Source organism: Saprospiraceae bacterium (assembly GCA_016713025.1).
Taxonomy (GTDB): domain Bacteria; phylum Bacteroidota; class Bacteroidia; order Chitinophagales; family Saprospiraceae; genus OLB9.
In genome coordinates this window covers 549,975-572,497 of record JADJPZ010000004.1, presented here as the reverse complement: position 1 = coordinate 572,497, position 22,523 = coordinate 549,975, and the positions used below count along the sequence as shown (strand labels likewise).

The following is a 22,523-nucleotide window of genomic DNA, read 5'->3' as shown; positions in this document are numbered from 1 at the left end:
CAAAGAATTCACTCCAGTCTTTTGAATTCTGATAAATAATATTCTGATTTCCTGACGTTATCTTCATACTCTGCGGACTTCATCACTTTATTGATACCTATCAGTGCATTGCCTTCTGACAAAATAATTTCTTCAAAATTGTCTTCTTCTGCTGTCAGTATTCTTTGCTGCCATTTTTTGTAGTCCTCTTCAGGTATTCTTTTTTTAAACCCTTCCAACCACAGATTCTGTGTTTTTGCAGATATGCCTGGCTCAATAGAAGTATCTTCCCGGAGCGTATATTTTTTGACTCCATTTTGATTTACAGTTTTGAAACATAGACTATGCACCTGATTTAAATTATCCATCATTTTTTGTTCATCTTCCGAAATATCGGGGTCTTTTGGTTTTATTTTTTTCTGTTTCGTTACGGTAGTATATCGAATGGTATCCTGTTTGGGATAAATGAAACCATCATAAGTAAATAAAAACTGCAAATCAAATGAAAACCAATTAGATAATGTGGGACAGTTTTCAACATTCTCAATCAAACTTTTATATATTCTTTCATCAAAACTATCTTCAAAAACACAGTCCTTATTATACGCTATGATCTTTTTGCATTGAGCTTTTACATCATCACAGTTGGACAAAACAAATTGCTGACCTTTATAAATATATTTCAGATCCACATACATCGTTTTGAACTGATCGAATGCAGGATCTATCTTACACCGGTCATTTAAAAAATAACTCCTGATCTTTTCTTTTTTAAAAAAAACACGGATATCGGCACCAGATTTTTTTATTTTGAGTATCTTGAATGTGATAGTATCCACTTCAGATGTATTGGTCAGTGTATCACTGCCCTCGATTTTTAATGTGGTAGAGGCTTTTGTATAGGTATATACCTGACCTTTGTTCCAAAGAAAACGGATGGTCTCTCTACTATTCTTAGGCTCTCTGTGGATGAAATAGGTGGTGGATTGGCAAAGGAGGATCTCGGCTAACGATAACAGAGAAATTATGATCAGGGTGATTTTTGTTGAATGATGATGCATTGATTACGTGATTATTGAATTCTGAATATACAAAAAAGGCTTGAGAAACAAAAATGTTGTAACTCTTGAGTTTCTCAAACCTGGTACTAATTTTTATTTATACAAATGAAACTTCTAAAATTATTGATTAATTTAAAATCATTCAAATGCATTGCTTTCAAAAAGATAATTAACTTCTTGTCCTTCTTGAATATTCTTCATCTATTTCATTTCTGACTTCTTCTACTCTTTTTCTTAATTTGGGAAGTTCAACTTTTATAAATTCCTGATAATTGTTATTGTTTATTTCAAATATATTAGAATAAATATTATATGTTTTACCATAAACTTCACCTATAAAATGTTCTTTAAAAATATTATGTTGTTTCAAAAATTCGAGTGCCGTCTCTGAAACTATAAAGTGATGCTCTAAAACCATAAAATCCTTACAAATATTCTCATCAAAGTTTATTTTCCACAAGTCATCAATCATTGAGTTCCAAATTCTAGTTACTTTTTCAAAAGAAATATCAATAAATTGATATTCGATCAAATTTTTAAAATTTGAATTGCAAAAATAATGACCTGCTGAACTATTATAAATGATATTTGGCAATTCTTCTGGTTCAGATTCAAACGAAACCACTAAAAAGAATGAATTATCATTTTCGTCTCCACAATGCTCATTTTTTGGATGATATTTGCTTCTGTAATAACTATCACATTCAAGAAAAGTGTCGAAAATAATTATAAAATATTTATTCAAATTTTATATTTTTATATTCTTAAGCAATTTCATGAGATCACTTTTCATCATTGCGGTACATAACTCCATTATCTACTCCTGGGTTGATTTAACTCAATTTAAAATCTAAATAATCAAAATACATGTTCTGCAAACTTTCAAAATAATCTTTGGAAAATAAAATTGAATTTATTTTGAAGTCTGATCTCATCTCTTTTACAAGTAAGTAGTCTAATGATTCCAGGAAATATGGATCATCATCTTGGATGTTCATTATTTCAAAATCACCATATAAAATTTGCTCAAGCCCAAACCACCAATTATTATATCCTAGACTTAAAAAATTATCAAAGTTACAAGAAAGAATAATATTGCTATCTCTCGGATTATTGCTTCTTAACATCGGAACAGTTAAAATAAATAAATCAACATTTTGATTTAAATTTAGATGACTAAAATGACAACCATCTCCACCGGTATGTGCAAAAATAGTTGTGTTAACCGGGGTGTCAACATACCTACTAAAATTTTCATCAGTTGGTATTAATCCTGCATAACCAAATATTTTTCTTGGAAATTTAAGTTTATATTCTTGACTTTTTCCAAATAAATATTGTCTTAATTCAATTAAATTACTCATTTTATTAATTTTTTAACTGATAAAGTTGCATATAAGACTTCAATTCAGCATTATTTACCTTATAGGTGGAACGAAAAGGTGTCCATATTGATTATCGATTTCTTTGGCCTTGTCAATTAGCTGCTGTAATGTAGCGTTTGGATAATTATTATAAAATTGTGTCCACGAATTGGTAATTGTTTGATGGTTGACAGAACCATTGCTAGGTATGCCTCTTAAATTTTCCAATGAATGCATCATATCTTGAGATATATTTAAATTTGGATATTTTGTAAGTACGGCTTGTGGTATTGCATGATGAACAGCTTGTATATCATTCGCAACTTCATAAAACAAAGTTCTATAATTTTGTGCATAAGTATTTTTAGTAGCAAAGTACGGCCCAAATCTCGGACTTGCTAAATCATCAACATATTTCCAGTAATTAGAATTAGACGCTAATTTAATATTTTTCTTAACAATGTTCCAAATTTGTGTTGTTTTTGTGGTAGACCATGTAGATATTCTGGAGTGCAGCTTTTCAACTTTTTTTATAAAAACATACATTTCACTGCCTGCCTCTCCTAACTTAATTATTTTTCCAATTGGTGTATTTTGTCCAATAAGTTTACCAACCTCAAAACCAAACTCTATCCAATCACCATTTTTACAAGCTTTGACTGCGTCTATAATTTTTTGTTTATCACTTAGTCCTGGTATTAATTTATTTATTACAATTTCAGCTGCCTTATCACCTACAATCTCCTTGGCTATTTCCCACATGATAGGTGTAAAACTGAAGGAAGACATGACCAATTGTTCATACTCTGCGTCAGTCATCATATTGAGTACTTGGTTTTCTACATGGTCATGGGCCTCATCACTATAGATTTGATTAAACAGAAAGGTATTGACGCTTGATTTAAGCACTGATTTAGATTCTAAATACCTGTTTACGGTATAGCTGAGCTTGGTGTTGTATCCTTTTGGCCATGTCACTACCCCGATATCAACACTTTCTTTTTCGCAGCAATTGGTAAACACTGTATTTTCTCTTACTACTACAAGATTGTAACTGCTTCCATCAGAACAGTTTGTGGTATACACTGTGGTATATGTAGATCCTCCACCTGACACAAAGCCATAGCTAGTGGTAGTACAGGAAACAAAGCCACCTCCACTAGTCGATGCACTATAGGTCGAACCACTTCCACCAGTGTAACCACCACCTCCACCTGATGAACCGCTACCTGACCCTCCACTACCCGCAGGTAGTGTGTATTGATCGCATACTACATCTATACAAGGATCAAAATTGGCTCCAGGCAAGTCTATCTTTACCCCGTTAAATTTGTATTTGATAATTTTCGTAAGAAAAGGGTGCGGGTTGTTGGGCACATTAGTATAGGTGTACTCATACAAATAAGGTTTGCCGGGTTTGCCGTTTTTCTTCTGAGTGACGACGATGTTGACTACCTTGTTGAGGTCTGTAAGATCAGTAAAGGCCAGGAAAGAATATGAAGTTATTTCAAAACTATCGTTATAAATCCTGAGCGCACGGGTCTTATCGTAGCCCAATACCTTGAACGGCAACTTATCTGATGTACGGTGTTCCAGCTCAGCAGGTTTGAGTGCCTTGTCTATCTCTACAAGGATTTCAGGGACGGTTTCGCCGTTGATATAGTTATCGGGCAGATCGGACTTGGGAAATGTTTTTATAACCTGATCCGTAGTAGCTGAATTATCCTGATCAGGCACATCTTTTGCACATGAACTCAACAGGAATAAAAAAATGGAGGTCGCAAAAATGTGATAAACCATACGTTTTGACTGAGCAGCAGCTGTGTATAAAGAAATTAATGTTTTCATTTTTGATAATTTTTTGATTGTGATTTAAGAAATAATTAATAGGGCCGTCAGGCTGTGCATAGCACACGCAAACTATAAAAGTCATTCCACCTTACATTAATAAAACTAATTAGTCCACTTTCAGATGCACCATCACATCCCTACTTTCAACAGCAAATATACTTCAAAAAATAAAAATAAAAATAAAAATAAAAATAAAAATAATATGTATTTAGTTGTATTTCTATTATTTATGATAATATATTAGAAGCACTATTTTTAAAAAAAATTATAATAAGTCGCGAGACATCCGGACTTTAGAAGGCCATAATCCTTATTTTAAGAAATTTTCCGCATCATACCATATCGTTAGCATTCCATTTATAATAGACTTCTAAAAGCAACATTACAACAAATTTTCGATTTTCAGGTTATTATCTTATGTTTCTTAAAGGACTGTATGTATTGATATTAATAACTAGTCTGTCTTCAGCTTATGGACAGTCTCACTATCTTTTATCCAGACTCGAAGCTACCAAAGACCGAAACCGTATCATTCTCAACTGGACTATCAAACAGGGTGGTTCCTGTTTTGGTATTGGTATATTGAGATCCACCAATAATATTGATTTCGAAAAAATAGGTGAAATCACCGGAGTTTGTGGTAGTGCAGAAACTGAGCAAAACTTTGTTTTTATCGATGAAAATCCGGTCAAAAACAAGATCCACTACTACATTCTTGAACTGGGATTTTCGGGCAAAACTGCACCGCCTTTGGAGGCAGAATATTTTGAGTTTGAGAAAAGCAAGTCATTTGTTTTTCCAAATCCAATGCGATCAGAAGGAAAAATAAAATTTATTAATACAAGTCCGGGAAAATATCGACTTTACATATATGATATGATAGGCAGATTCATTTCAGAACAAAGCACGGACACTGATGAGTTTCTGGTGAATTTTACTACTGAAGATACTGAACACTATTCCGCAAATAACAAATACATCTATACCATACACAACCCCGGAGGTCAAATCATTACTTCAGGAATTTTCTATGGTGGAAAAAATTAGCATGATATTTACAATAAAGAGTATCAGCTCAAACGTTAATGAATGATGGGCATAATTGTGATATAGCCGAAATGGAAATATGTCAAATATGCTTTACAACTAAATTATGAGATATAATAATATTATCTGCACACTTGGGGCTGTCATATTTTTTATTTTTATCGGGTGCGCCATTGAAGATAATTCAGGGGTAAAAATTGAATTTACTAAGGTTGTTGGCCAATACAGCGGAAGTTCAGCAACCTGCGAAATCATTAGTCCATCCCGCGACAGTATATGTACACCTTCTTTTACAAATCAGATGAAAGTGATACTTTATGATCTCAATACCATTGTTATAGCTGATGATAAAAAATTGTTTCCCCAACAACGATTAGCGTATAAAGACACTGAAACCAATTCCAACAAAAGATTCCATAAATTCATCTCCACTGACTCTACTGATGTAACACTAACCTTTGATGAAATTATGAATAAAATAAAGATTGTAGGCCATGATAGTATCTTAGGCAAAAAAAATTCCAAGTCTTTTTCAGGTGTAAAAGATTAGATTCACCAAAAAAAAAAAAGGGGGCTACTTGCAATTTTAACAATTTTTTTATCTGTTTTTACCACAATGATGAAAACAATATTTACATTTACATTGTTATTGTCAATTTTACAATAAGTAAAAACCTGATCATGCGCCACATCATTCTGCTTTTCATCTTTTTTAATGTATTTCACCTTCAAGCTCAGATAGTTACTCTAAGTCCGCAAGGTGCTGGCCCCGAAGAATCAGTCACCCTGACCTTTGATGCCAATGAAGGTAATAAAGAACTCATAGGTGCCTCCAAGGTATATCTCCACCATGGTGTAGTCACAGACAAAGTCAACGGCACTGCCTGGAAATATGTGAAAGGAAACTGGGGCAAAGATGATGGCATCGGAGAGATGACTAAGGTAGCAGGGCAAGCCAATAAATGGCAATTCACTTTTTCACCTACACTAAGAAGTTATTTCGGAGTACAGGCTGGTGAAAATATCTTCAGAATTTCATGTGTTTTTCGTTCTGCAGACGGCACAAAAAAAGGAACCATTGCACCCGGAGAATATGGTTGGGGTACTGTCGCTTCCAATAACGACGTTTATGTCAATCTCAATGTTGCCAACTACATCTCCATCCTATCTCCGATTGGAAATGAGTCGATCATCAATGAAGGAGAATCTGTCAATTTTTCAGTAGAAGCTTCTTCAGCTGCCGGTGAAATGAAATTGTGGCTCGATGAAGGCAATGGGTTTAATAATGTCTCCACAGTAAATGGTACCAAATCTCTTCAGTATCAATACAAACCCACTTCTACTGTAAATCTTAAAATCAAAGTTACTGCAAATATCAACGGGCAGACACTCGAAACTGCTAAAAATCACTCTATCATAGTTAAAAAACCCAGTCAGGTAGCCCCCGTGCCATTCGGTATGAAAAACGGCATTAACTTTATACCAAATGACCCCACTAAGGCAATATTGGTCTTGCTTGCTCCTGAAAAAGAGTTTGTCTATTTGGTAGGTGATATGACCGATTGGCAAATCAGGCCTGATTATCAAATGAAAAAATCTCCCGATGGAAAAAAATTCTGGATAGAATTACAAAATCTCACTTCAGGGAAACCTTATGTTTTCCAATATTGGATCGATGGAAATCTGAAAATCGCTGATCCGTTTGCTGATCAGATAGCTGATCCATGGAATGATAAAGATATAGAACAAAGCGTGTATCCAAATTTGCCTGTCTATACACGGACCGACTTAGGGATAGCCTCGGTGCTGACCACAGGTCAATCTGCCTATCAATGGGCCAATACAGAATCCTCATGGAAACATCCTGATGTAAATCACTTAGTCATTTATGAGCTACATGTCAGAGACTTTATAGGTTCCCACAATTTTAAAGATCTTACCGACACCCTCACCTACTTAAAAAGACTCGGTGTCAATGCCATAGAATTGATGCCGGTCAACGAATTTGAAGGAAATAATTCATGGGGCTATAATCCGTCATTTTTCTTTGCTGTGGACAAGTATTATGGACCAAAGGAACAGCTGAAAAAATTTATAGAAACAGCACATCAGCATGGGATAGCCGTCATAACAGATCTGGTACTCAATCATGCTTTCGGTCAGTGTCCACTTGTTCAGATGTATTTTGACAAATCAGCTAACAAACCCGCAGCTAACAATCCCTGGTTTAACAGAGAATATGTAGGTCAATATCAATGGGGATACGACTTCAATCATCAAAGTAGTTACACAGAAGAATTTATGGACGAAGTCAACAGGTATTGGGTGGAAGAATTTCATTTTGATGGCTTCAGGTTTGATTTCACAAAGGGGTTTACCAACAATGCACCGGGTGGAAGTATAGATGGATTTGATGCTTCGAGAATTACGATATTGAAAAGAATGGCAGATAAGATATGGCAGACAAATCCGAAATCATACATCATTCTGGAACATTGGGCTCCACAAAGTGAAGAAAACATTTTGGGTAATTATGGTATGAAGATGTGGCGAAACAAGTCTTATGACTATGTACCTGCCACAGTTGGTAACACTGTCGGTTCATTTTCAAATATGGATGCTACTTCTCATGTGGCTTTTTACAATAGTCATGACGAAAGGCGGATTGCAGAACACTGTCTCACAGAAGGCAGATCATCAGACGGATACAATATTAAGGATACATTGGTGATGTTGGAAAGAGTCAAGATGGCTGCGGCGTTTACTTATCTCCAACCCGGCCCAAAGATGATCTGGCAATTTGATGAGTTAGGGTATGATATTGACATCGATCTCAATGGCAGAACAGGCCGAAAACCTCAAGTCTGGGGACCTAACAGCCTGAATTATTACACCAATCCTGACAGACAAAATGTTTACACAACATATCAGAATTTACTGGAAATACGTCATACTATTGGTGCCGAAAACCTAGCTTCTGCATCAAAAAATCATCAGTTTTCGGGACAAACAAGAAGATTGGTTTTCAATACCAATGATACCGACCTTGTTGTGATTGGTAATTTTGGGCTGGCACAAAACTCTATCTCCCCCGAATTTACCCAAAACGGGAAATGGTACAACTATTTTGCAGGTGACTCCATGACAGTAACAAATACTTCTGCCCCTATCAATTTAAAAGCCGGAGAGTGGCATATCTTCACTTCAAAAAGACTGTCTGAAGGTCTTCCCGGAGTAGTGAGTGTATATGAGAATCCTGTCACCATCACTCCATTTCCTTTTAAAGCAAATCAGGAAATCACGATTCGGTTTGATGCAACAAAGGCTTTTCCGGGCAATACGTCAGGACTTAAAGGTGCTGATAAGGTATATATACATTCCGGCGTTTTATTGGGCAATGCCACATCATCGTCTTTGACCAATATAGTCGGAAATCTTAAGGATGACGGCATAGGCCAGATGACTAAAGTCTCGGGTGATATATGGGAAATAAAGCTAATACCCAATCAATACTTCAAAACAAATGCAGGGCAGGAGATTACTCAAATCGGCATGTGGTTCAGAAATGGTGATAACACTAAGCAAGGTTTTGGCTTTAAAAATAAACTGGTATATTATAACGTTTTGTCCTCACTGCCTATCGTATATATCAGTCCGGCGGGATTTAATGCAGACAATGAAATCACCATAGTATTTAATGCCAGAGAAGGCAACAGAGAGCTAGTCGGAGCCCAGAAAGTATACATGCATGGAGGAGTCAGCACTTTAAACAACACTACACCCGAAGCATCTGCCTGGAACAAAGTAGTCGGTAACTGGGGAAAAGATGATGGTGTAGGATTGATGACAAAAGTCCCGGGAGAGACTGATAAATGGCAGATAAAACTGAAACCAAAAAATTATTTCAATATGGCATCCGGCGACTTTCCATATTGGATATCTGCGGTATTCAGAGATGCCTCAGGAAGCAAAAAAGGTACTACAAACCCCGGACAAATCGACAATGGATTTGTGGCAAATAATCTGGACTACTTTATAAAAAATACAGGAATTGTCAATATTAATGACCTGAGTAAAACTAATATAACGATTCATCCAAATCCAACTACAGGTAACCTACGCTTTAAAGGATTGGAAGGGAATGCTCTCCTTAAAATTTACAATATAGAAGGTCGGGAAGTATACCAATCAGTAATCATTGATGACGCTGATACAGATGTAAGCACTTTAAAGAGTGGTCTGTTTTTCTTTACGCTTACTCAGGGAAGTAATATCAAAACGGGAAAATTGATAGTGACTCAATAAAGAAGACTTTATGTGACACAAACTTGTTTTGATCAATTAAACATCGACGATTTCAAAATAATAAGATCAAGTAATCCTTGCAAATCTTGCTTCGTAGTAAATGGGTTCATGATACTCACACGCAGATACACTTTGTTGTTAAGCATAGTTTGGACAATATAATAAGATCCGTCTTCCAGCAATGCTTGTCTGATTCTTTTGTTAATTTCATTGTCTTGATCCGGATCTGAAGATGTCAGACAAAAACAAACAATGTTGGATTCCGGATAGACAGCTATCTCCATATTGTCCGTCTTTGAAATCAACTCAGCAAATATTTGCGCAAGATCATAACATTTGTCCAAATACTCCCCGAAAACTTCCAAACCATAATTGGCAATCAAGGCATAAACTCTTGAGCTCAACATGATTTTGGTGCATTCCATGGTCCTCTTGCCATAGTTGTACCATTCTTCAGTACTGTCACTCCATAGATACTGTGCCTTTTGAGCAAAGGTTTTATAACTGTCTTCTGGTTTTCTAAAAAACAACATGGTGGTGAGTGACGGAGTCATCATCATCTTGTGAGCATCCACAGTGATACTATCTGCCAGATCGCATCCTTGCATCAGATGTTTGTATTTCGCAGATAATACTGCTGGTCCGCCGTGTGCCGCATCTATGTGATACCATAAATCATGCTTTTGGCAAAAGTGTCCTATTGCTGTAAGATCGTCGTATATACCCGTAGATGTAGTAGGTGCGCTGCCCACAACACCCAAAACAATGATGCCTTCTGATTTAGCTTTTTGATATAATGGCTCCAGAAATTCTGTCTTCATTTTATAATGTTCGTCCACCGGTACTTTAATGATGCCATTATCACCCCATCCCATCACTCTTACTGCCCTGTCAATACAATAATGTGCTTCCTCGGAGACCATAAATGCATATTTTTCGTTTTGGCCTTCTGTCCATACCTCTCCTTTGGCTTTGACGTTTCGGGCACAAATCAGGGCTGTCAGATTGGCTAATGTACCCCCGGAAGTGATGATACCATCGCCGGTATCAAAGCCAAAATAACCTTTGAAAGTATCAATGACTAATTTTTCAAGTGTTGATGATGCTGCTGACATCTCATAAATAGCTCCACCGCTATTGAGCATCAAACCTTCAAAGCCTGCAAGGGTCGCGAGAGGCGCCGGAGCACTGACCTGATGACCTATATATCGTGGATGCTGTATCCGGATGGAGTTGCTGATGAGTTCTTTAAAATATTGTTCAGGCTCGTCAAATTTTTTATCCTTCCAGTTTTCATAATTTTTGTCCGGCTGAATATAATCAATGACTTTTTCGGGTATTGATAAAAGATTTTGCGATAGATTGTCTGCGAGCAAATCTACTAACAAATGACCTGATTTTCTGAATGATTCCGGATCATAGACTCTTTCAAGTAGTGACATAAGATTTAATTATATTCGGTAACTATTGCTTCTTCATTTAAAAGAATGTATAATCTTGAATGACAAAAGTTGCTTTTAATACGCCCTTTCATCACTGTTCTTCATGTAATTCATGAAAGCCCTGTTGACAACTCGTACACCTCCCGGCGTAGGATAATTGCCTGAGAAATACCAGTCCCCCTTATGATTCGGACATGCCATATGAAGGTCTTCAATGCTCTGATAGATCACTTGTACATCTGGTATGATATCTTCAGGAGTTACAAGTTCAGATATTTTTGCTGAAATCTGTTCATCCGTGTATTGGTCATACAGCAGCTTTACCTGATTGGTCATTTGTTCGATCGGCAGCTTTTCCTGTTCAAGACATTTGTCATACACTTCCTGCATCATATGACTTTTCCCATCCTGCTTGAGCAATTCGACCAATGCTCGGAAAGCTACAAATTCCTTCATTTTGCTCATATCTATTCCGTAACAATCGGGATACCTTATCTGTGGAGCAGATGAGACTATGATGATTTTTTTGGGCTTTAGAGTAGACAAGATATAAACTATACTCTCCTTTAGTGTGGTTCCTCTCACGATGCTGTCATCTATTAGGACTATTGTATCCACTTCATTTTCGACGATGCCATAGGTCACGTCATACACATGCGATACCATCTGACCTCTGGATGCATCATCAGCAATAAATGTTCTAAGTTTTTCATCCTTCACAGCGAGTTTTTCAGATCTTATAGCTAAATTTAAAATCTTGTTTAGTGTGACTTCAGTGAGCGTCCCTTCGTTTAAGTGCTGTTGGATTTTGTTCTGTTTTATTTCATTCAGCTTTTGTTCCAGACCTTTGATCATCCCAAAATAAGCTACTTCTGCGGTATTGGGAATAAATGAAAATACTGTATTTTCCAAATCAAAATGTACAGCCTTCAATATCTTGTCAGCAAGCAGCTCACCTAGTTTTTTGCGTTCTAAGTAGATATCCCTGTCAGTACCACGGCTAAAATAAATTCTCTCAAAACTGCAAGGGCTCGATTGAATAGGTTCTTTACAAAGCTCCTCTGTAACTACTCCATTTTTTTTGATGATGAGTGCATGACCAGGCTTCAATTCCTGCACCTGAAAGTACCGGATATTCAGGCTTGTCTGTATCGCAGGTCGTTCTGAAGCAACTACTACTATTTCATCATCATGATAATAAAAAGCCGGTCTGATTCCTGCAGGATCCCGAAACACAAAAGCATCACCATGACCTATCAGGCCTGCCATCACATATCCTCCGTCAAATTTTCTGGAAGACCGTTGCAAAAGTCGCTGTACATCCAAATGGTCAGCTATAAGTCCATTGATCTGCTGATTACTAAATCCTTCCGGCTTAAACCAATTGAACAATCTCTGTACTTCATCATCAAGGAAGTGTCCTATTTTTTCCAAAACTGTCACTGTATCTGATTTTTCTTTAGGATACTGCCCAAACGACAATAGTTCAGCAAACATCTCATCCACATTGGTCAGGTTAAAATTTCCTGCCAACACAAGGTTTCTTGATATCCAATTGTTTTGTCTTAAGAACGGGTGCACGGTTTCAATTGTATTTGCCCCATGTGTTCCATATCTCAAATGACCTAATAACAACTCTCCGGTATAAGGTTTATTCTCCTTAAGCCACTGCGGGTCATTGAGTTGATCTCTAGTGATGTCCGTAAAATGTGAAAAAACTCCTTCAAACAAATCCTTGAGGTATTGAGGACTATTGCTGCGACGACGACTTATGTATCTTGTACCTGGAGTAGAGTCCAACTTGATGGTGACCAATCCTGCTCCGTCCTGCCCTCTGTTGCGCTGTTTTTGGAGCAAGAGGTTCATCTTGTTGAGGCCATATAATGCTGTTCCGTATTTTTTATGATAATAATCAAGTGGTTTAAGGAGTCGGATTAATGCCAGCCCGCATTCGTGTTTTATCTGGTCGCTCATGTAAGAGGATTAATTCATTTCAGATGGTCCGGCAAAGGTAAGTTTATCTTTTTTACCTAAAGTAAAATTGATTCAAATATTTGGAATTTTAATTATTACCTAAATTTCTAAAATGAGATTCGTAGTGAGAGATTCAAATACAATCCGCCGCGGCGGAAGCACTTTTAGCGGCAAATCATACTGTGTACAGCTATGCTGTAGTCACCACTACAGCATAGCTGCACACAGTATGGGGCATGACTGAACGGTGCGACAGCAAAATTGAGTGAGAGCTCAATTTAGTGAAGGAACCGTCAGCACAGCTGACGGCATGGTCATGTTGTTTCATAGGTCTGAATACAGTATTTGGAGGTCGTAATAGAATATCATTTTAGATTTTTAGGTATTATTTTGTTTAATTAAGACCTCTTTATGAAGTCTTTCCATTGTAAGAGAAAGATTTACATAGGGTAAAAACAAGGAAAAATTCGTTATCTAAACGACATTGAATTTAATTACCTAATCTCGTACATCCACATTTTCTTTTCGTATAATTTCAAATATCGTAAATCTCTTGTATTTGAATGATTCAACAAAAGACATGATAAAATCCTCTTTCTTTCATACAATAATTTTAAAAAAAATTACTTTTGGGGTTTTTAGAATTGAGTAAGCCATAGTCTATATCATGAACAACAAACAAATAGCATTAAAATTTGACCTGCTGGCAAAACTGATGGAGCTGCATGACGAAAATCCCTTCAAGATACGCTCCTATGCCAATGCTTATCTCAGTCTTCGTAAACTCGAAGGAGATCTCAATCAAATGCCCAAGAGTGAGTTGGCAGCTATCAAAGGCGTAGGTACAGCTATCGCCGATAAGATCGAAGAAATACTGCAAACCGGTGAAATGAAAGCACTGACGACTTACCGGGATATCACACCGGCAGGTATTCAGCAGATGCTCAGCATCAAAGGTCTCGGACCTAAAAAGGTCAAACAAATATGGAAAGAGATGGAAATCACATCGGTGGGTGAACTTCTATATGCATGCAATGAAAACCGACTGGTTCATTACAAAGGGTTTGGCGAAAAAGCCCAGGAGGAAATAAAACACCGAATCGAATATTTTATGGATGCTCAGGGCAAATATTTGTATGCACATGTGCATAAGCATGCAGATGATTTGGTTATCAAAATTCTGGAAAAATACCCTGAAAATCAAGTTTCAATTTGCGGAGATGTAAGACGTTTGATGCCTGAAGTTTGCGGAATTGAGATTATAACTGATATTGCCGGTCATGATTTTGATTATGATCTGCTTACACATTCAGACGATGATAGCTGGACATATCAGGATTTACCTGTGTTTATATATTTCGTAAGTAAGGCGGATTTTGCTACAGAACTTTTCATCAGATCTTGCAGTGAAATTTTCTTTGAACATTTTGGAGAAATTGAGCCGGATGTTGCAAGTGAAGTTGAAATATTCTCACATAAAGGTATCCGATTTATTCCATCTGAATGCAGAGAATCCGCTGAAGCCATTCGATTGTGGAAAGATACATCGCCAGAACTTATTACAGAAGCGGATATAAAAGGCATAGTTCATAACCATTCTACTTACAGTGACGGTTTACATACATTGAAAGACATGAGTGACTATGTACTACAGTGTGGATATGAATATTTTGTGATATCTGAGCACAGCAAATCTGCCGGTTATGCAGGAGGGCTTCAAGTTGAAAAACTGGAACAACAATGGCAGGAAATTGACGCACTCAATGCTGGATATGGACGGGATTTCAGGATTTTTAAAGGGATAGAAAGCGACATTCTTGCCGATGGATCTCTGGATTATGAGGAGGACATCCTGAAGCAATTTGATGTGGTGATTGCATCAGTTCATTCCGTCCTGAATATGGATGAAAAAAAATCCAATGACCGATTGATCAAAGCCATCGAAAATCCATACACAAAAATACTAGGTCATCCCACAGGAAGATTACTTTTGGCAAGACCAGGTTACCCCTTGGATCACAAAAAGATCATCGATGCCTGTGCAGCGAATAATGTGGTGATAGAACTTAATGCCAATCCACAGCGCCTGGACATAGACTGGATCTTGATACCCTATTGTATGGAAAAAGGTGTGGTCATATCAGTCAATCCTGATGCCCATTCAAAAGAATCTATACATTATATAAAGTACGGAGTAGCTGCTGCAAGAAAAGGAGGATTGACAAAAAATATGTGTCTGAATACAAAATCATTATCTGAATTTAGTCAATGGGTGCATCGTTGATCAGAATTCTTGTTAAGGGCTATTATTTTGTGTTAAATACTTGTTAATCAAAATTCACATAAAAACGATTTAGTAAAAAAAAATATTTAAAAGCTTAATTTTACCTTTATTTTTATTTAATCATTTTTAAACTAAACAAAAGTATATAATGAAACTCTTTAATTTATTTTCAATTCTGGTTTTCGCAACTTTTATCGCGATGACATCTTGTAAAGAAAAAGCTACTGATGATGCTAACACAGCACCTGATGCTGCAGAGGTAAGTGCCGTGCCTGTGACTACTGATCCTGCTGCTATACCGGCACAAGATCCCAATGCTGCTGCTATTGCAACTGATCCAAACGCTGCAGCTGCAACTCCTGTTCCGACAGGTCCACTTACCAGTATCAAATTTGAGCAGATGTCTTACGACTGGGGTACTGTAATGGACGGTGAAAAAGTTACTAAAATTTTTAAGTTTAAAAATACAGGAAAGGAGCCTTTGATCATTACTAAAGCAAACGCTACTTGTGGATGTACTGTTCCTGACTGGCCAAAAGATGCTATCGCTCCGGGTAAATCTGGTGAGATCAAAGTAGTATACGATTCTAAAGGAAAAGGTGCAGTTGGTGGAAAAGATGATTCAAAAAGAGTCACCATTACAGCTAATACTGATCCTATGGATACTTACTTAGAGATTAAAGGAAAAGTAAACAAAAAAGCTGACGAAGCCGGTAAATAATTCTGGTCATATTAAAAATTTATAAGAGGCTGTTCAACTATTGGGCAGCCTTTTTTGTTGGTGTACAATAGTAAAAATATAACCACAGGATTGAAAAATTATCTTTCACTTATCAAATTCAGTCATACCATATTTGCTATGCCATTTGCATTGGTGGGTTTTGTCTCCGGTTCTGTGATACAAGGTGGCGGATTTGACTTAAAAATCCTGCTTTTAGTTATACTATGTATGGTATTTGCAAGAAGTGCTGCTATGGCTTTCAATAGATGGTTAGATAAGGATATAGATTCAAAAAATCCAAGAACCATAATAAGAGAGATCCCTTCGGGTATTATCATGGCGGATGCAGCACTTATTTTTGTGATGGCCAATTGTATTCTATTTATTGTGTGTACCTGGTTTATTAATCCGCTTTGTTTTTGGTTGAGTCCTGTGGCATTGCTGATAGTATTGGGGTACTCATTTACCAAAAGGTTCACAGCCTTGTGTCATTTAGTCTTAGGATTAGGTCTGTCTTTAGCACCGGTAGGTGCCTATCTGGCCGTTACCGGTAGTTTTGCACTACCGCCGGTGCTGATAGGATTGTCTGTACTATTTTGGGTCGCTGGCTTTGATATCATATATGCACTCCAGGATGAATCATTTGATAAAGAAAACCAGCTGTATTCTATCCCGGTAAAACTTGGAAGAGTCAACTCTATGCATCTATCCAAAATCCTGCATTTTATTTCTGCAGCTCTCCTGACCGTGAGTATGGCTTTATATTTCCAGCCTTTATCATTGAGTGTCATAGTCATGATAGGTATGGGCATTTTTTTTAGCATGCTGGTGTATCAGCACAGCATCATATCACCCAGAGATTTGAGTAGGGTAAATCAAGCTTTTTTTACGACAAACGGTATTGCAAGTGTCGTTTTCGGGAGTATGTACATATTAGATGTGTTGTTGTAGATATTTCAATAGTGACTGTACGGCACGGGCACGATGACTGATCTTGTTTTTGACTTCCTGACTGAGTTCAGCAAATGTTTTTGTGTGACCATCAGGAATGAATACAGGATCATATCCGAAACCTCCGTCACCAGATTTTTCAAGGGCAATATGTCCTGATACTTGTCCTTCAAATAGAATTGTACCCTGATCCGAAATGTAAGCTATGACAGTCCTGAATCTTGCAGACCTGTCAGCACTATTTTTTAAGTTTTGCAATAAAAGATCCATATTGGCTTTTGGGTCTCTGTGGGCTCCTGCGTACCTCGCCGTATGGACTCCCGGTGCGCCGGCAAGATCCTTCACTTCCAGACCTGTGTCTTCTGCAAAAGAAGGCAACCCGGTTTTATCAAAAAGGTATTGAGCCTTAATGGTAGCATTTTCTTCCAATATATCTCCTGTTTCGGGTATTTCTCCAGTGATTCCGACATCTTCCAATCCCAGTATCTGATATTCTGGGAGTATAGCTTTGAGTTCTTCCAGTTTATGTTTATTTGATGTAGCAAATATTAATGTTTTCATAGTAGATCAGACTTGATACATATTTTGTAATACAGACCAAAGAAGTCCTTTTTTGGATTTTGACACATTTAGTTCTTCCAGTGAGTCTGCCACCAGCATACGTTTTTTTTCGAATTGCAAAATATGATATGCTTTATACTCAATAAAAAATCCAAGAACGGAAGGTGGTAAACCAAAAATCAGAATATCCTGATAATCATCTATTAGTGAAGACAAGGACACCTTTTCATGATTATCTATTTTCAACAAAATGATATCATTTTCAAAATCGAGTTTTATTGCATTTATGATCAATCGTAAAGTAGCAGATTCTGCGGTAGTAAACTTGGTTTTTTCAACTACTAATATTATTTTTTTAAATCCGGCACCTTCTTTGGATAGTTGTTCCAAAGTGAGTGAAGGAATTTGGTAGACTGTATCATTTATTTCATTCATCAGAATATAATTTTTAAATATGTAAAAATATAAAATAAAGTTTGATGAAATTTAAAAAATATTATCTGATTAACAATTTTTTTAAAAGGAATGTCGTATTTTTGTTGCACGAATTGACCTTTATATTTTTTCTATATTTATGCCGGTTATTAAATTTTCTCACTTCGCTCAAACTTGAAAATTTAAACACACTCTAAGGTCAGAATGTTTTTATTATGAGTTAAAACCCAAGTATTATGAAATACCAGATAAAAATAACTAAAACTTCACAATCAAATATTGAAAATATTGATTTTGACCATCTCCCATTTGGAAAGTTTTATTCTGATCATATGTTTGTGGCCGATTACATAGATGGACACTGGACAAATCTGGAGATAAAGCCCATAGCATTAATTCCAACTCATCCAGGAAATATGGCATGGCATTATGGCCAATCCATCTTTGAAGGTATGAAAGCATCCAGAGATGATGAGGGGCATCCACTCCTCTTCAGACCTGAAATGCATGCCAAAAGGATAAACGCTTCCGCACGAAGGATGTGTATGCCTGAAATCCCTGAAGACTTATTTCTTGAGGCAATCCATACTCTTGTAAGAATGGAAAAAGCATGGATACCACCTCAATCAGGTTCTGCGCTCTATATAAGACCATTTATGTATGCTACAGATGAGACTATAGGAGTGAAGCCTTCAGATACATATAGGTTTATTATTTTTGTTATGCCGGTCGGGCCATATTACAGTCAACCAGTAAAATTATTGGCTCAGGACACTTTTGTTAGAGCAGTAGTGGGCGGTGTAGGAGAAGCAAAGGCTGCAGGAAATTATGCTGCATCACTGCTTCCCGCAGCTATGGCAAAAAATGAAGGATATGATCAGGTCATGTGGCTTGATGGTGTTCATAAAAAGTATATTCAGGAAGTTGGAACAATGAATATTTTTTTTGTAATAGGTGATGAGGTGCTTACTCCAAATCTTGATGGTGCTATTCTGGCAGGAATCACCAGAGACAGTATCATCACATTACTGAAAGATAGAGGCATAAGGATATCCGAAAGACTTATCACCATTGATGAGGTGATGGAAGCCGGTGAGAAAGGTACACTCAAAGAAGTATTTGGCGCAGGTACGGCTGCTGTTGTAGCACCGGTATGTGAAATAAAACATGGAAGCCAGATTGTAAAAATCGACCCGGACTCATTCAAAATCAGCAAGATGATTTATGAGACGATCAATGGGTTGAGAAATTGTACCGTCGAAGATACTCATGGTTGGATCGTACCGGCATGACCTGTCTAAAATCATGACTTTGTCAGCCATGGAGGAAGTTCTGAAAAGAATTGATATTCTTTTTCTTCCATATTTTGGTGGACCATCCACGAACTATGACCATTGGTCACCATCAGATAAGGGGCCTTCATTGCGAGATTGTACACCGAAATCTGGTCAAATACTGATTGGTTTATTGTGACTGCAGGTGACTTGCACTCTATCAAAATATAGGGATTGATGTTGTTATTGTACAACAGTATGTCAAATCTCTTCCTTATATTGTTGACGGTGACAAGTTTTTCTACCTGGATTGCATTTCGTGAAAAAACAGATTTTTCTATCAACCATTGGATCATAAGTTGTCTTACCATTTCTTCCGGCTGCAGGATGATATTTTTTTTTCTTATAGGGTCAAAGACGTATTTTGTTCCACTCTTTTCTGTCAGGATCAACGCAGGAGTGTAATCAAGAAGTCTAAGGTCAAGCCTGAATTCAGTTAAACTCAATGGACAGTTGATTTTGATTTTTAATTGTTGTATGGTTGAATAACTTAATCCTGGCAAATACATCCGTAAGACTTGTGCCTTTGGTTTCATAGATGTTTTTATTATCTAGTGATATCCACTCACATCCCATCCTCACTATAAAATCGGCAGTCATTTTTTGTAAAAGAAAATCATAATTGTCTACGTCGTGATTGAATAGTTCATCTTCTACAAGTATAAAAATATTCTTTTGATCATCAAGCAAAGCACCAGTGATGGTCTGCCTGACATTGTCTCCATGGAGCCTTTTGATACCTGAGTTATAAAAGTCATCATTCAGTCGTCCATTGTAGTAATCAGAGCAAAAACTAATGATAGTTGTGTCCCATAATCCATAAATTGCCGGCTGAATTCCGAACTGCAAAAGTTCATTTGTAATACTTCTTACCAATGAGATTTTGCCTGTAGTATGAGTTTCCTGAAGTGTCTTAAATGCACAAAGCGGTTCTTTTGTCAAACTATATTCCGGAATGCCTTGAAATGATTCTTCTTTAAAAAAGAAAATAGTTGATTTAAAAACATTCATCTTGTCTACCTTAATTCCAGGAAAATCGAGATAAATAATTTCTTCTAATGCATGGGTTTTTAAATCCGGAACATCATCACTTTCTGCTACAATGACCGGATATACAGCAGTAATCATTTCTGTATTTGTCGCAAGGAAGTTTTTCCATAACACAGGGTGTTTCAGTGCTTTTCTCTTGACAAGCAAACTATTCAACTCAGGATGCTCTTTTTTAATGGTGGTCATTTTGGATTCAAATTCTTCCAAAATTCTGTTTTTATAGCGTCCGACATTAAATTTTTCTTTCTCGATGAGGTATTGCTCCAGCAATTCACTGTGTTCTGGTGTTATATCTGTATAAGGAAAGTTATTTTCCAGCAATTTTTCCAGATACCAGGCTTTAAATAAATCCTGCCAGTCAGACGGATCGTAAAATTTCAGGTGAAGGATGATACATTTGCTTTTTTCACCAATGGTATTTAAGAATTTCAACCATTGATAGTAATTTATATTTTTTTCGATACTCAATATCGCTGTCTCAAGTAAGTGAATCAAATGCTGCAAGTATTCCATTTGCTTTTTTATGCTCAATGTATTGAATTCATGCTTGATCCTGAATATATTCGAAGCATTGACTCTTTCTAGCAAATCATTTAACCCAAATTCAAGATTTTCTGCTGCAGGATCCAGATAATTGAGTTTATTGACAGATTTAATCAATTCCTCTGCCATTTGAGGTATTTGATGTCTTTTGGATGTCATCACATCGGACATGAATCGGAGAGCGGGTCCTATTTCACCGTAATTATTGATTTTGGGATAGTTCAGGTTAACTATCCCTTTATCTTTTATCTCATCAAGGAGCTTATTTGATTCCTGTAGTAATGAATTATCCTTCTTATTTTTTTGGGATGTAAACAGTCCAGAAAAAAAACCATTGGAGTCAGGTGTTTCTTGTTCGTTAAGTTGAGAAACATAAATAAGGTAGTTTATTTTATCAATGATTTGATCAGTCTCTTTAACTGATGACTTTATATGGAGTTGTTCAATTTCAGATATGAAGTCTCTATATCTTCCAGCCAGAAGACATGCTTCTTGTTTAAAACCGTATAGTGTGTATGATATATTATGAAAATCATCCCGATGGTCGATAGAGGGATGGAACAATGTTTTGTCTGTCATGCTTATTTGAGTCAACTCAAATTCTCTCTGGTACAAGAAAAGTGCTTCTGAAATATTTTCAGAAATAGAGTCATACTCAGACTTTGAAAAATCAAGTTGTGTTCCTTCTTCCAGATCATTAAATACTGAATAAGTATTTTTTTCAGTCAAACCCAAATAACGAGTTAATAATTTAGACCATGACTTATCATTATAAATAATCTTACTGTGCATTTGCAGGTAATGATTTTTGATTTTGTCATTTAACACATCATAAAGATAGCCACTGGAAGTTTTGCTTTCACATGGTGTTCTCTTCGAGCCGCATTTGTCCCTTAGTGCATTAAGATCAATTTCACTTACCGACTTTTGCAGATGTACGAACAAAGTCAGGTCGTCAATCATCAGAGTTTGCAGACTTTCACCTATTTGTTTTCTGACTTCTGGATCAGGAATAACTAGGTATGTGGATTTATGTTCATAGCAATTTTTCAAAACTCGCATGGCTACAGTATGCAAAGCTTCAGAAACATCTCTATATGTCACATTGAAGAGGGTGGCTTCAGAGTGGACAAGGTTTTTTTGTTGGTGATTAAGAATATAAGGATTCATCGTTGTATTGATCACATAATCAAAATACAAAGATATATCATTTTATCATATATATGAAAAAAATAAATATTTAGTCCGTATATAACATAATAGCACTTTTTTAAATAATAAAGTATTTGATTTAAGAATACATATTAGTCCAAATATACAGGTTAAATCTGCTTCAATAACCCCTGCCCGCCAAGGCACGCATGCAGGCCCGACCCCTTAAAGGCTACCGTTTACACACATCTTAGGTGGTGTGTGATTCTGAACCCTTCTTTATAAAATAAAAACTATTTTTCATGAATTACGTTCAAATGCCAAGCGTTGCGAGTCACCCTTCCATTTTTAGGGAAGGGTCGGGGATGGGTAAAAACAGTTAAAAAGAGGCACTTTTCTCAAAAATATTTTCAAATATTTATCATGCCGGAACTTTCATACTTATGTGTAAACGGTAGCCCCTAAAGTA

General features: G+C 36.6%; 17 protein-coding genes. 7 read left to right on the top strand and 10 right to left on the bottom strand.

Going from position 1 to position 22,523, the window contains the following annotated elements; all coding sequences use genetic code 11:
- Positions 1-8 precede the first annotated feature (8 nt).
- The 4 genes from IPK35_08815 to IPK35_08800 form a co-directional block, all read right to left on the bottom strand.
- The gene (locus tag IPK35_08815; protein MBK8053356.1) at positions 9-1,040 is read right to left on the bottom strand and encodes a hypothetical protein; all 1,032 of its coding nucleotides are present in this window, start codon (positions 1,038-1,040) and stop codon (positions 9-11) included.
- A 169-nt stretch (positions 1,041-1,209) separates the two neighbouring features.
- The gene (locus tag IPK35_08810; GenBank protein ID MBK8053355.1) at positions 1,210-1,785 is read right to left on the bottom strand and encodes a hypothetical protein; all 576 of its coding nucleotides are present in this window, start codon (positions 1,783-1,785) and stop codon (positions 1,210-1,212) included.
- An 88-nt stretch (positions 1,786-1,873) separates the two neighbouring features.
- Positions 1,874-2,404: a hypothetical protein gene (locus IPK35_08805; protein ID MBK8053354.1), complete on the bottom strand. Its 531-nt coding sequence runs from the start codon at positions 2,402-2,404 to the stop codon at positions 1,874-1,876.
- Positions 2,405-2,458: 54 nt separating this feature from the next.
- Positions 2,459-4,252: a hypothetical protein gene (locus IPK35_08800; protein ID MBK8053353.1), complete on the bottom strand. Its 1,794-nt coding sequence runs from the start codon at positions 4,250-4,252 to the stop codon at positions 2,459-2,461.
- Positions 4,253-4,672: 420 nt separating this feature from the next.
- Between IPK35_08800 and IPK35_08795 the strand changes: the two genes are divergently transcribed.
- The 3 genes from IPK35_08795 (at position 4,673) to IPK35_08785 (ending at position 9,607) form a co-directional block, all read left to right on the top strand.
- Positions 4,673-5,302: a hypothetical protein gene (locus IPK35_08795; GenBank protein MBK8053352.1), complete on the top strand. Its 630-nt coding sequence runs from the start codon at positions 4,673-4,675 to the stop codon at positions 5,300-5,302.
- A gap of 106 nt (positions 5,303-5,408) precedes the next feature.
- On the top strand, positions 5,409-5,852 hold the full coding sequence (locus tag IPK35_08790; GenBank protein MBK8053351.1) for a hypothetical protein: 444 nt from the start codon (positions 5,409-5,411) through the stop codon (positions 5,850-5,852).
- Positions 5,853-5,983: 131 nt separating this feature from the next.
- Positions 5,984-9,607 carry a DUF4961 domain-containing protein gene (locus IPK35_08785; GenBank protein ID MBK8053350.1) on the top strand — a complete coding sequence of 1,208 codons (3,624 nt, stop codon included), beginning with the start codon at positions 5,984-5,986 and terminating at the stop codon, positions 9,605-9,607.
- Positions 9,608-9,639: 32 nt separating this feature from the next.
- On the opposite strand, the gene IPK35_08780 is transcribed toward IPK35_08785, so the two are convergent.
- Both IPK35_08780 and IPK35_08775 read right to left on the bottom strand, forming a co-directional pair.
- Positions 9,640-11,049 carry an aminotransferase class V-fold PLP-dependent enzyme gene (locus IPK35_08780; GenBank protein ID MBK8053349.1) on the bottom strand — a complete coding sequence of 470 codons (1,410 nt, stop codon included), beginning with the start codon at positions 11,047-11,049 and terminating at the stop codon, positions 9,640-9,642.
- A 75-nt stretch (positions 11,050-11,124) separates the two neighbouring features.
- Positions 11,125-13,023 (bottom strand): amidophosphoribosyltransferase, encoded by a 1,899-nt coding sequence (locus IPK35_08775; GenBank protein MBK8053348.1) that lies wholly within the window; start codon positions 13,021-13,023, stop codon positions 11,125-11,127.
- A gap of 667 nt (positions 13,024-13,690) precedes the next feature.
- Here IPK35_08775 and IPK35_08770 point away from each other — a divergent pair.
- The 3 genes from IPK35_08770 to IPK35_08760 all read left to right on the top strand — a co-directional run bounded on the left by IPK35_08770 (position 13,691) and on the right by IPK35_08760 (position 16,979).
- Entirely contained in the window at positions 13,691-15,307 is a 1,617-nt protein-coding gene (locus tag IPK35_08770; protein MBK8053347.1) for a DNA polymerase/3'-5' exonuclease PolX, read from the top strand.
- Positions 15,308-15,506: 199 nt separating this feature from the next.
- On the top strand, positions 15,507-16,028 hold the full coding sequence (locus tag IPK35_08765; protein ID MBK8053346.1) for a DUF1573 domain-containing protein: 522 nt from the start codon (positions 15,507-15,509) through the stop codon (positions 16,026-16,028).
- 90 nt (positions 16,029-16,118) lie between these two features.
- Complete coding sequence (locus IPK35_08760; GenBank protein ID MBK8053345.1) at positions 16,119-16,979, top strand: UbiA family prenyltransferase; 861 nt, start codon at positions 16,119-16,121, stop codon at positions 16,977-16,979.
- On the opposite strand, the gene rdgB is transcribed toward IPK35_08760, so the two are convergent.
- Both rdgB and IPK35_08750 read right to left on the bottom strand, forming a co-directional pair.
- Positions 16,962-17,540 carry an RdgB/HAM1 family non-canonical purine NTP pyrophosphatase gene (gene rdgB / locus IPK35_08755; GenBank protein ID MBK8053344.1) on the bottom strand — a complete coding sequence of 193 codons (579 nt, stop codon included), beginning with the start codon at positions 17,538-17,540 and terminating at the stop codon, positions 16,962-16,964. The genes IPK35_08760 and rdgB overlap by 18 nt on opposite strands.
- Positions 17,541-17,546: 6 nt before the next feature.
- Positions 17,547-17,975 (bottom strand): hypothetical protein, encoded by a 429-nt coding sequence (locus tag IPK35_08750; GenBank protein ID MBK8053343.1) that lies wholly within the window; start codon positions 17,973-17,975, stop codon positions 17,547-17,549.
- Positions 17,976-18,211: 236 nt separating this feature from the next.
- Here IPK35_08750 and IPK35_08745 point away from each other — a divergent pair, with 236 nt between their 5' ends.
- Positions 18,212-19,267, top strand: a complete 1,056-nt coding sequence (locus IPK35_08745; protein ID MBK8053342.1) for a branched-chain amino acid aminotransferase — start codon at positions 18,212-18,214, stop codon at positions 19,265-19,267.
- A gap of 11 nt (positions 19,268-19,278) precedes the next feature.
- Here the strand turns inward: IPK35_08745 and IPK35_08740 are convergent, their stop codons facing one another.
- Together IPK35_08740 and IPK35_08735 are read right to left on the bottom strand one after the other, a co-directional pair.
- Complete coding sequence (locus IPK35_08740; protein ID MBK8053341.1) at positions 19,279-19,755, bottom strand: type I restriction enzyme HsdR N-terminal domain-containing protein; 477 nt, start codon at positions 19,753-19,755, stop codon at positions 19,279-19,281.
- Positions 19,742-22,102, bottom strand: a complete 2,361-nt coding sequence (locus IPK35_08735) for a hypothetical protein (GenBank protein ID MBK8053340.1) — start codon at positions 22,100-22,102, stop codon at positions 19,742-19,744. The genes IPK35_08740 and IPK35_08735 overlap by 14 nt, the downstream gene beginning before the upstream one ends.
- Positions 22,103-22,523 lie beyond the last annotated feature (421 nt).

What these genes read in the sequence shown, in the direction of transcription:
- rdgB (MBK8053344.1), bottom strand. Translation starts at nt 17,540, where the DNA reads ATGAAAACATTAATATTTGCTACATCAAATAAACATAAACTGGAAGAA.
- IPK35_08800 (MBK8053353.1), bottom strand. Translation starts at nt 4,252, where the DNA reads ATGAAAACATTAATTTCTTTATACACAGCTGCTGCTCAGTCAAAACGT.
- IPK35_08765 (MBK8053346.1), top strand. Translation starts at nt 15,507, where the DNA reads ATGACATCTTGTAAAGAAAAAGCTACTGATGATGCTAACACAGCACCT.
- IPK35_08750 (MBK8053343.1), bottom strand. Translation starts at nt 17,975, where the DNA reads ATGAATGAAATAAATGATACAGTCTACCAAATTCCTTCACTCACTTTG.
- IPK35_08775 (MBK8053348.1), bottom strand. Translation starts at nt 13,023, where the DNA reads ATGAGCGACCAGATAAAACACGAATGCGGGCTGGCATTAATCCGACTC.
- IPK35_08780 (MBK8053349.1), bottom strand. Translation starts at nt 11,049, where the DNA reads ATGTCACTACTTGAAAGAGTCTATGATCCGGAATCATTCAGAAAATCA.
- IPK35_08745 (MBK8053342.1), top strand. Translation starts at nt 18,212, where the DNA reads ATGAAATACCAGATAAAAATAACTAAAACTTCACAATCAAATATTGAA.
- IPK35_08785 (MBK8053350.1), top strand. Translation starts at nt 5,984, where the DNA reads ATGCGCCACATCATTCTGCTTTTCATCTTTTTTAATGTATTTCACCTT.
- IPK35_08815 (MBK8053356.1), bottom strand. Translation starts at nt 1,040, where the DNA reads ATGCATCATCATTCAACAAAAATCACCCTGATCATAATTTCTCTGTTA.
- IPK35_08770 (MBK8053347.1), top strand. Translation starts at nt 13,691, where the DNA reads ATGAACAACAAACAAATAGCATTAAAATTTGACCTGCTGGCAAAACTG.
- IPK35_08790 (MBK8053351.1), top strand. Translation starts at nt 5,409, where the DNA reads ATGAGATATAATAATATTATCTGCACACTTGGGGCTGTCATATTTTTT.
- IPK35_08795 (MBK8053352.1), top strand. Translation starts at nt 4,673, where the DNA reads ATGTTTCTTAAAGGACTGTATGTATTGATATTAATAACTAGTCTGTCT.
- IPK35_08805 (MBK8053354.1), bottom strand. Translation starts at nt 2,404, where the DNA reads ATGAGTAATTTAATTGAATTAAGACAATATTTATTTGGAAAAAGTCAA.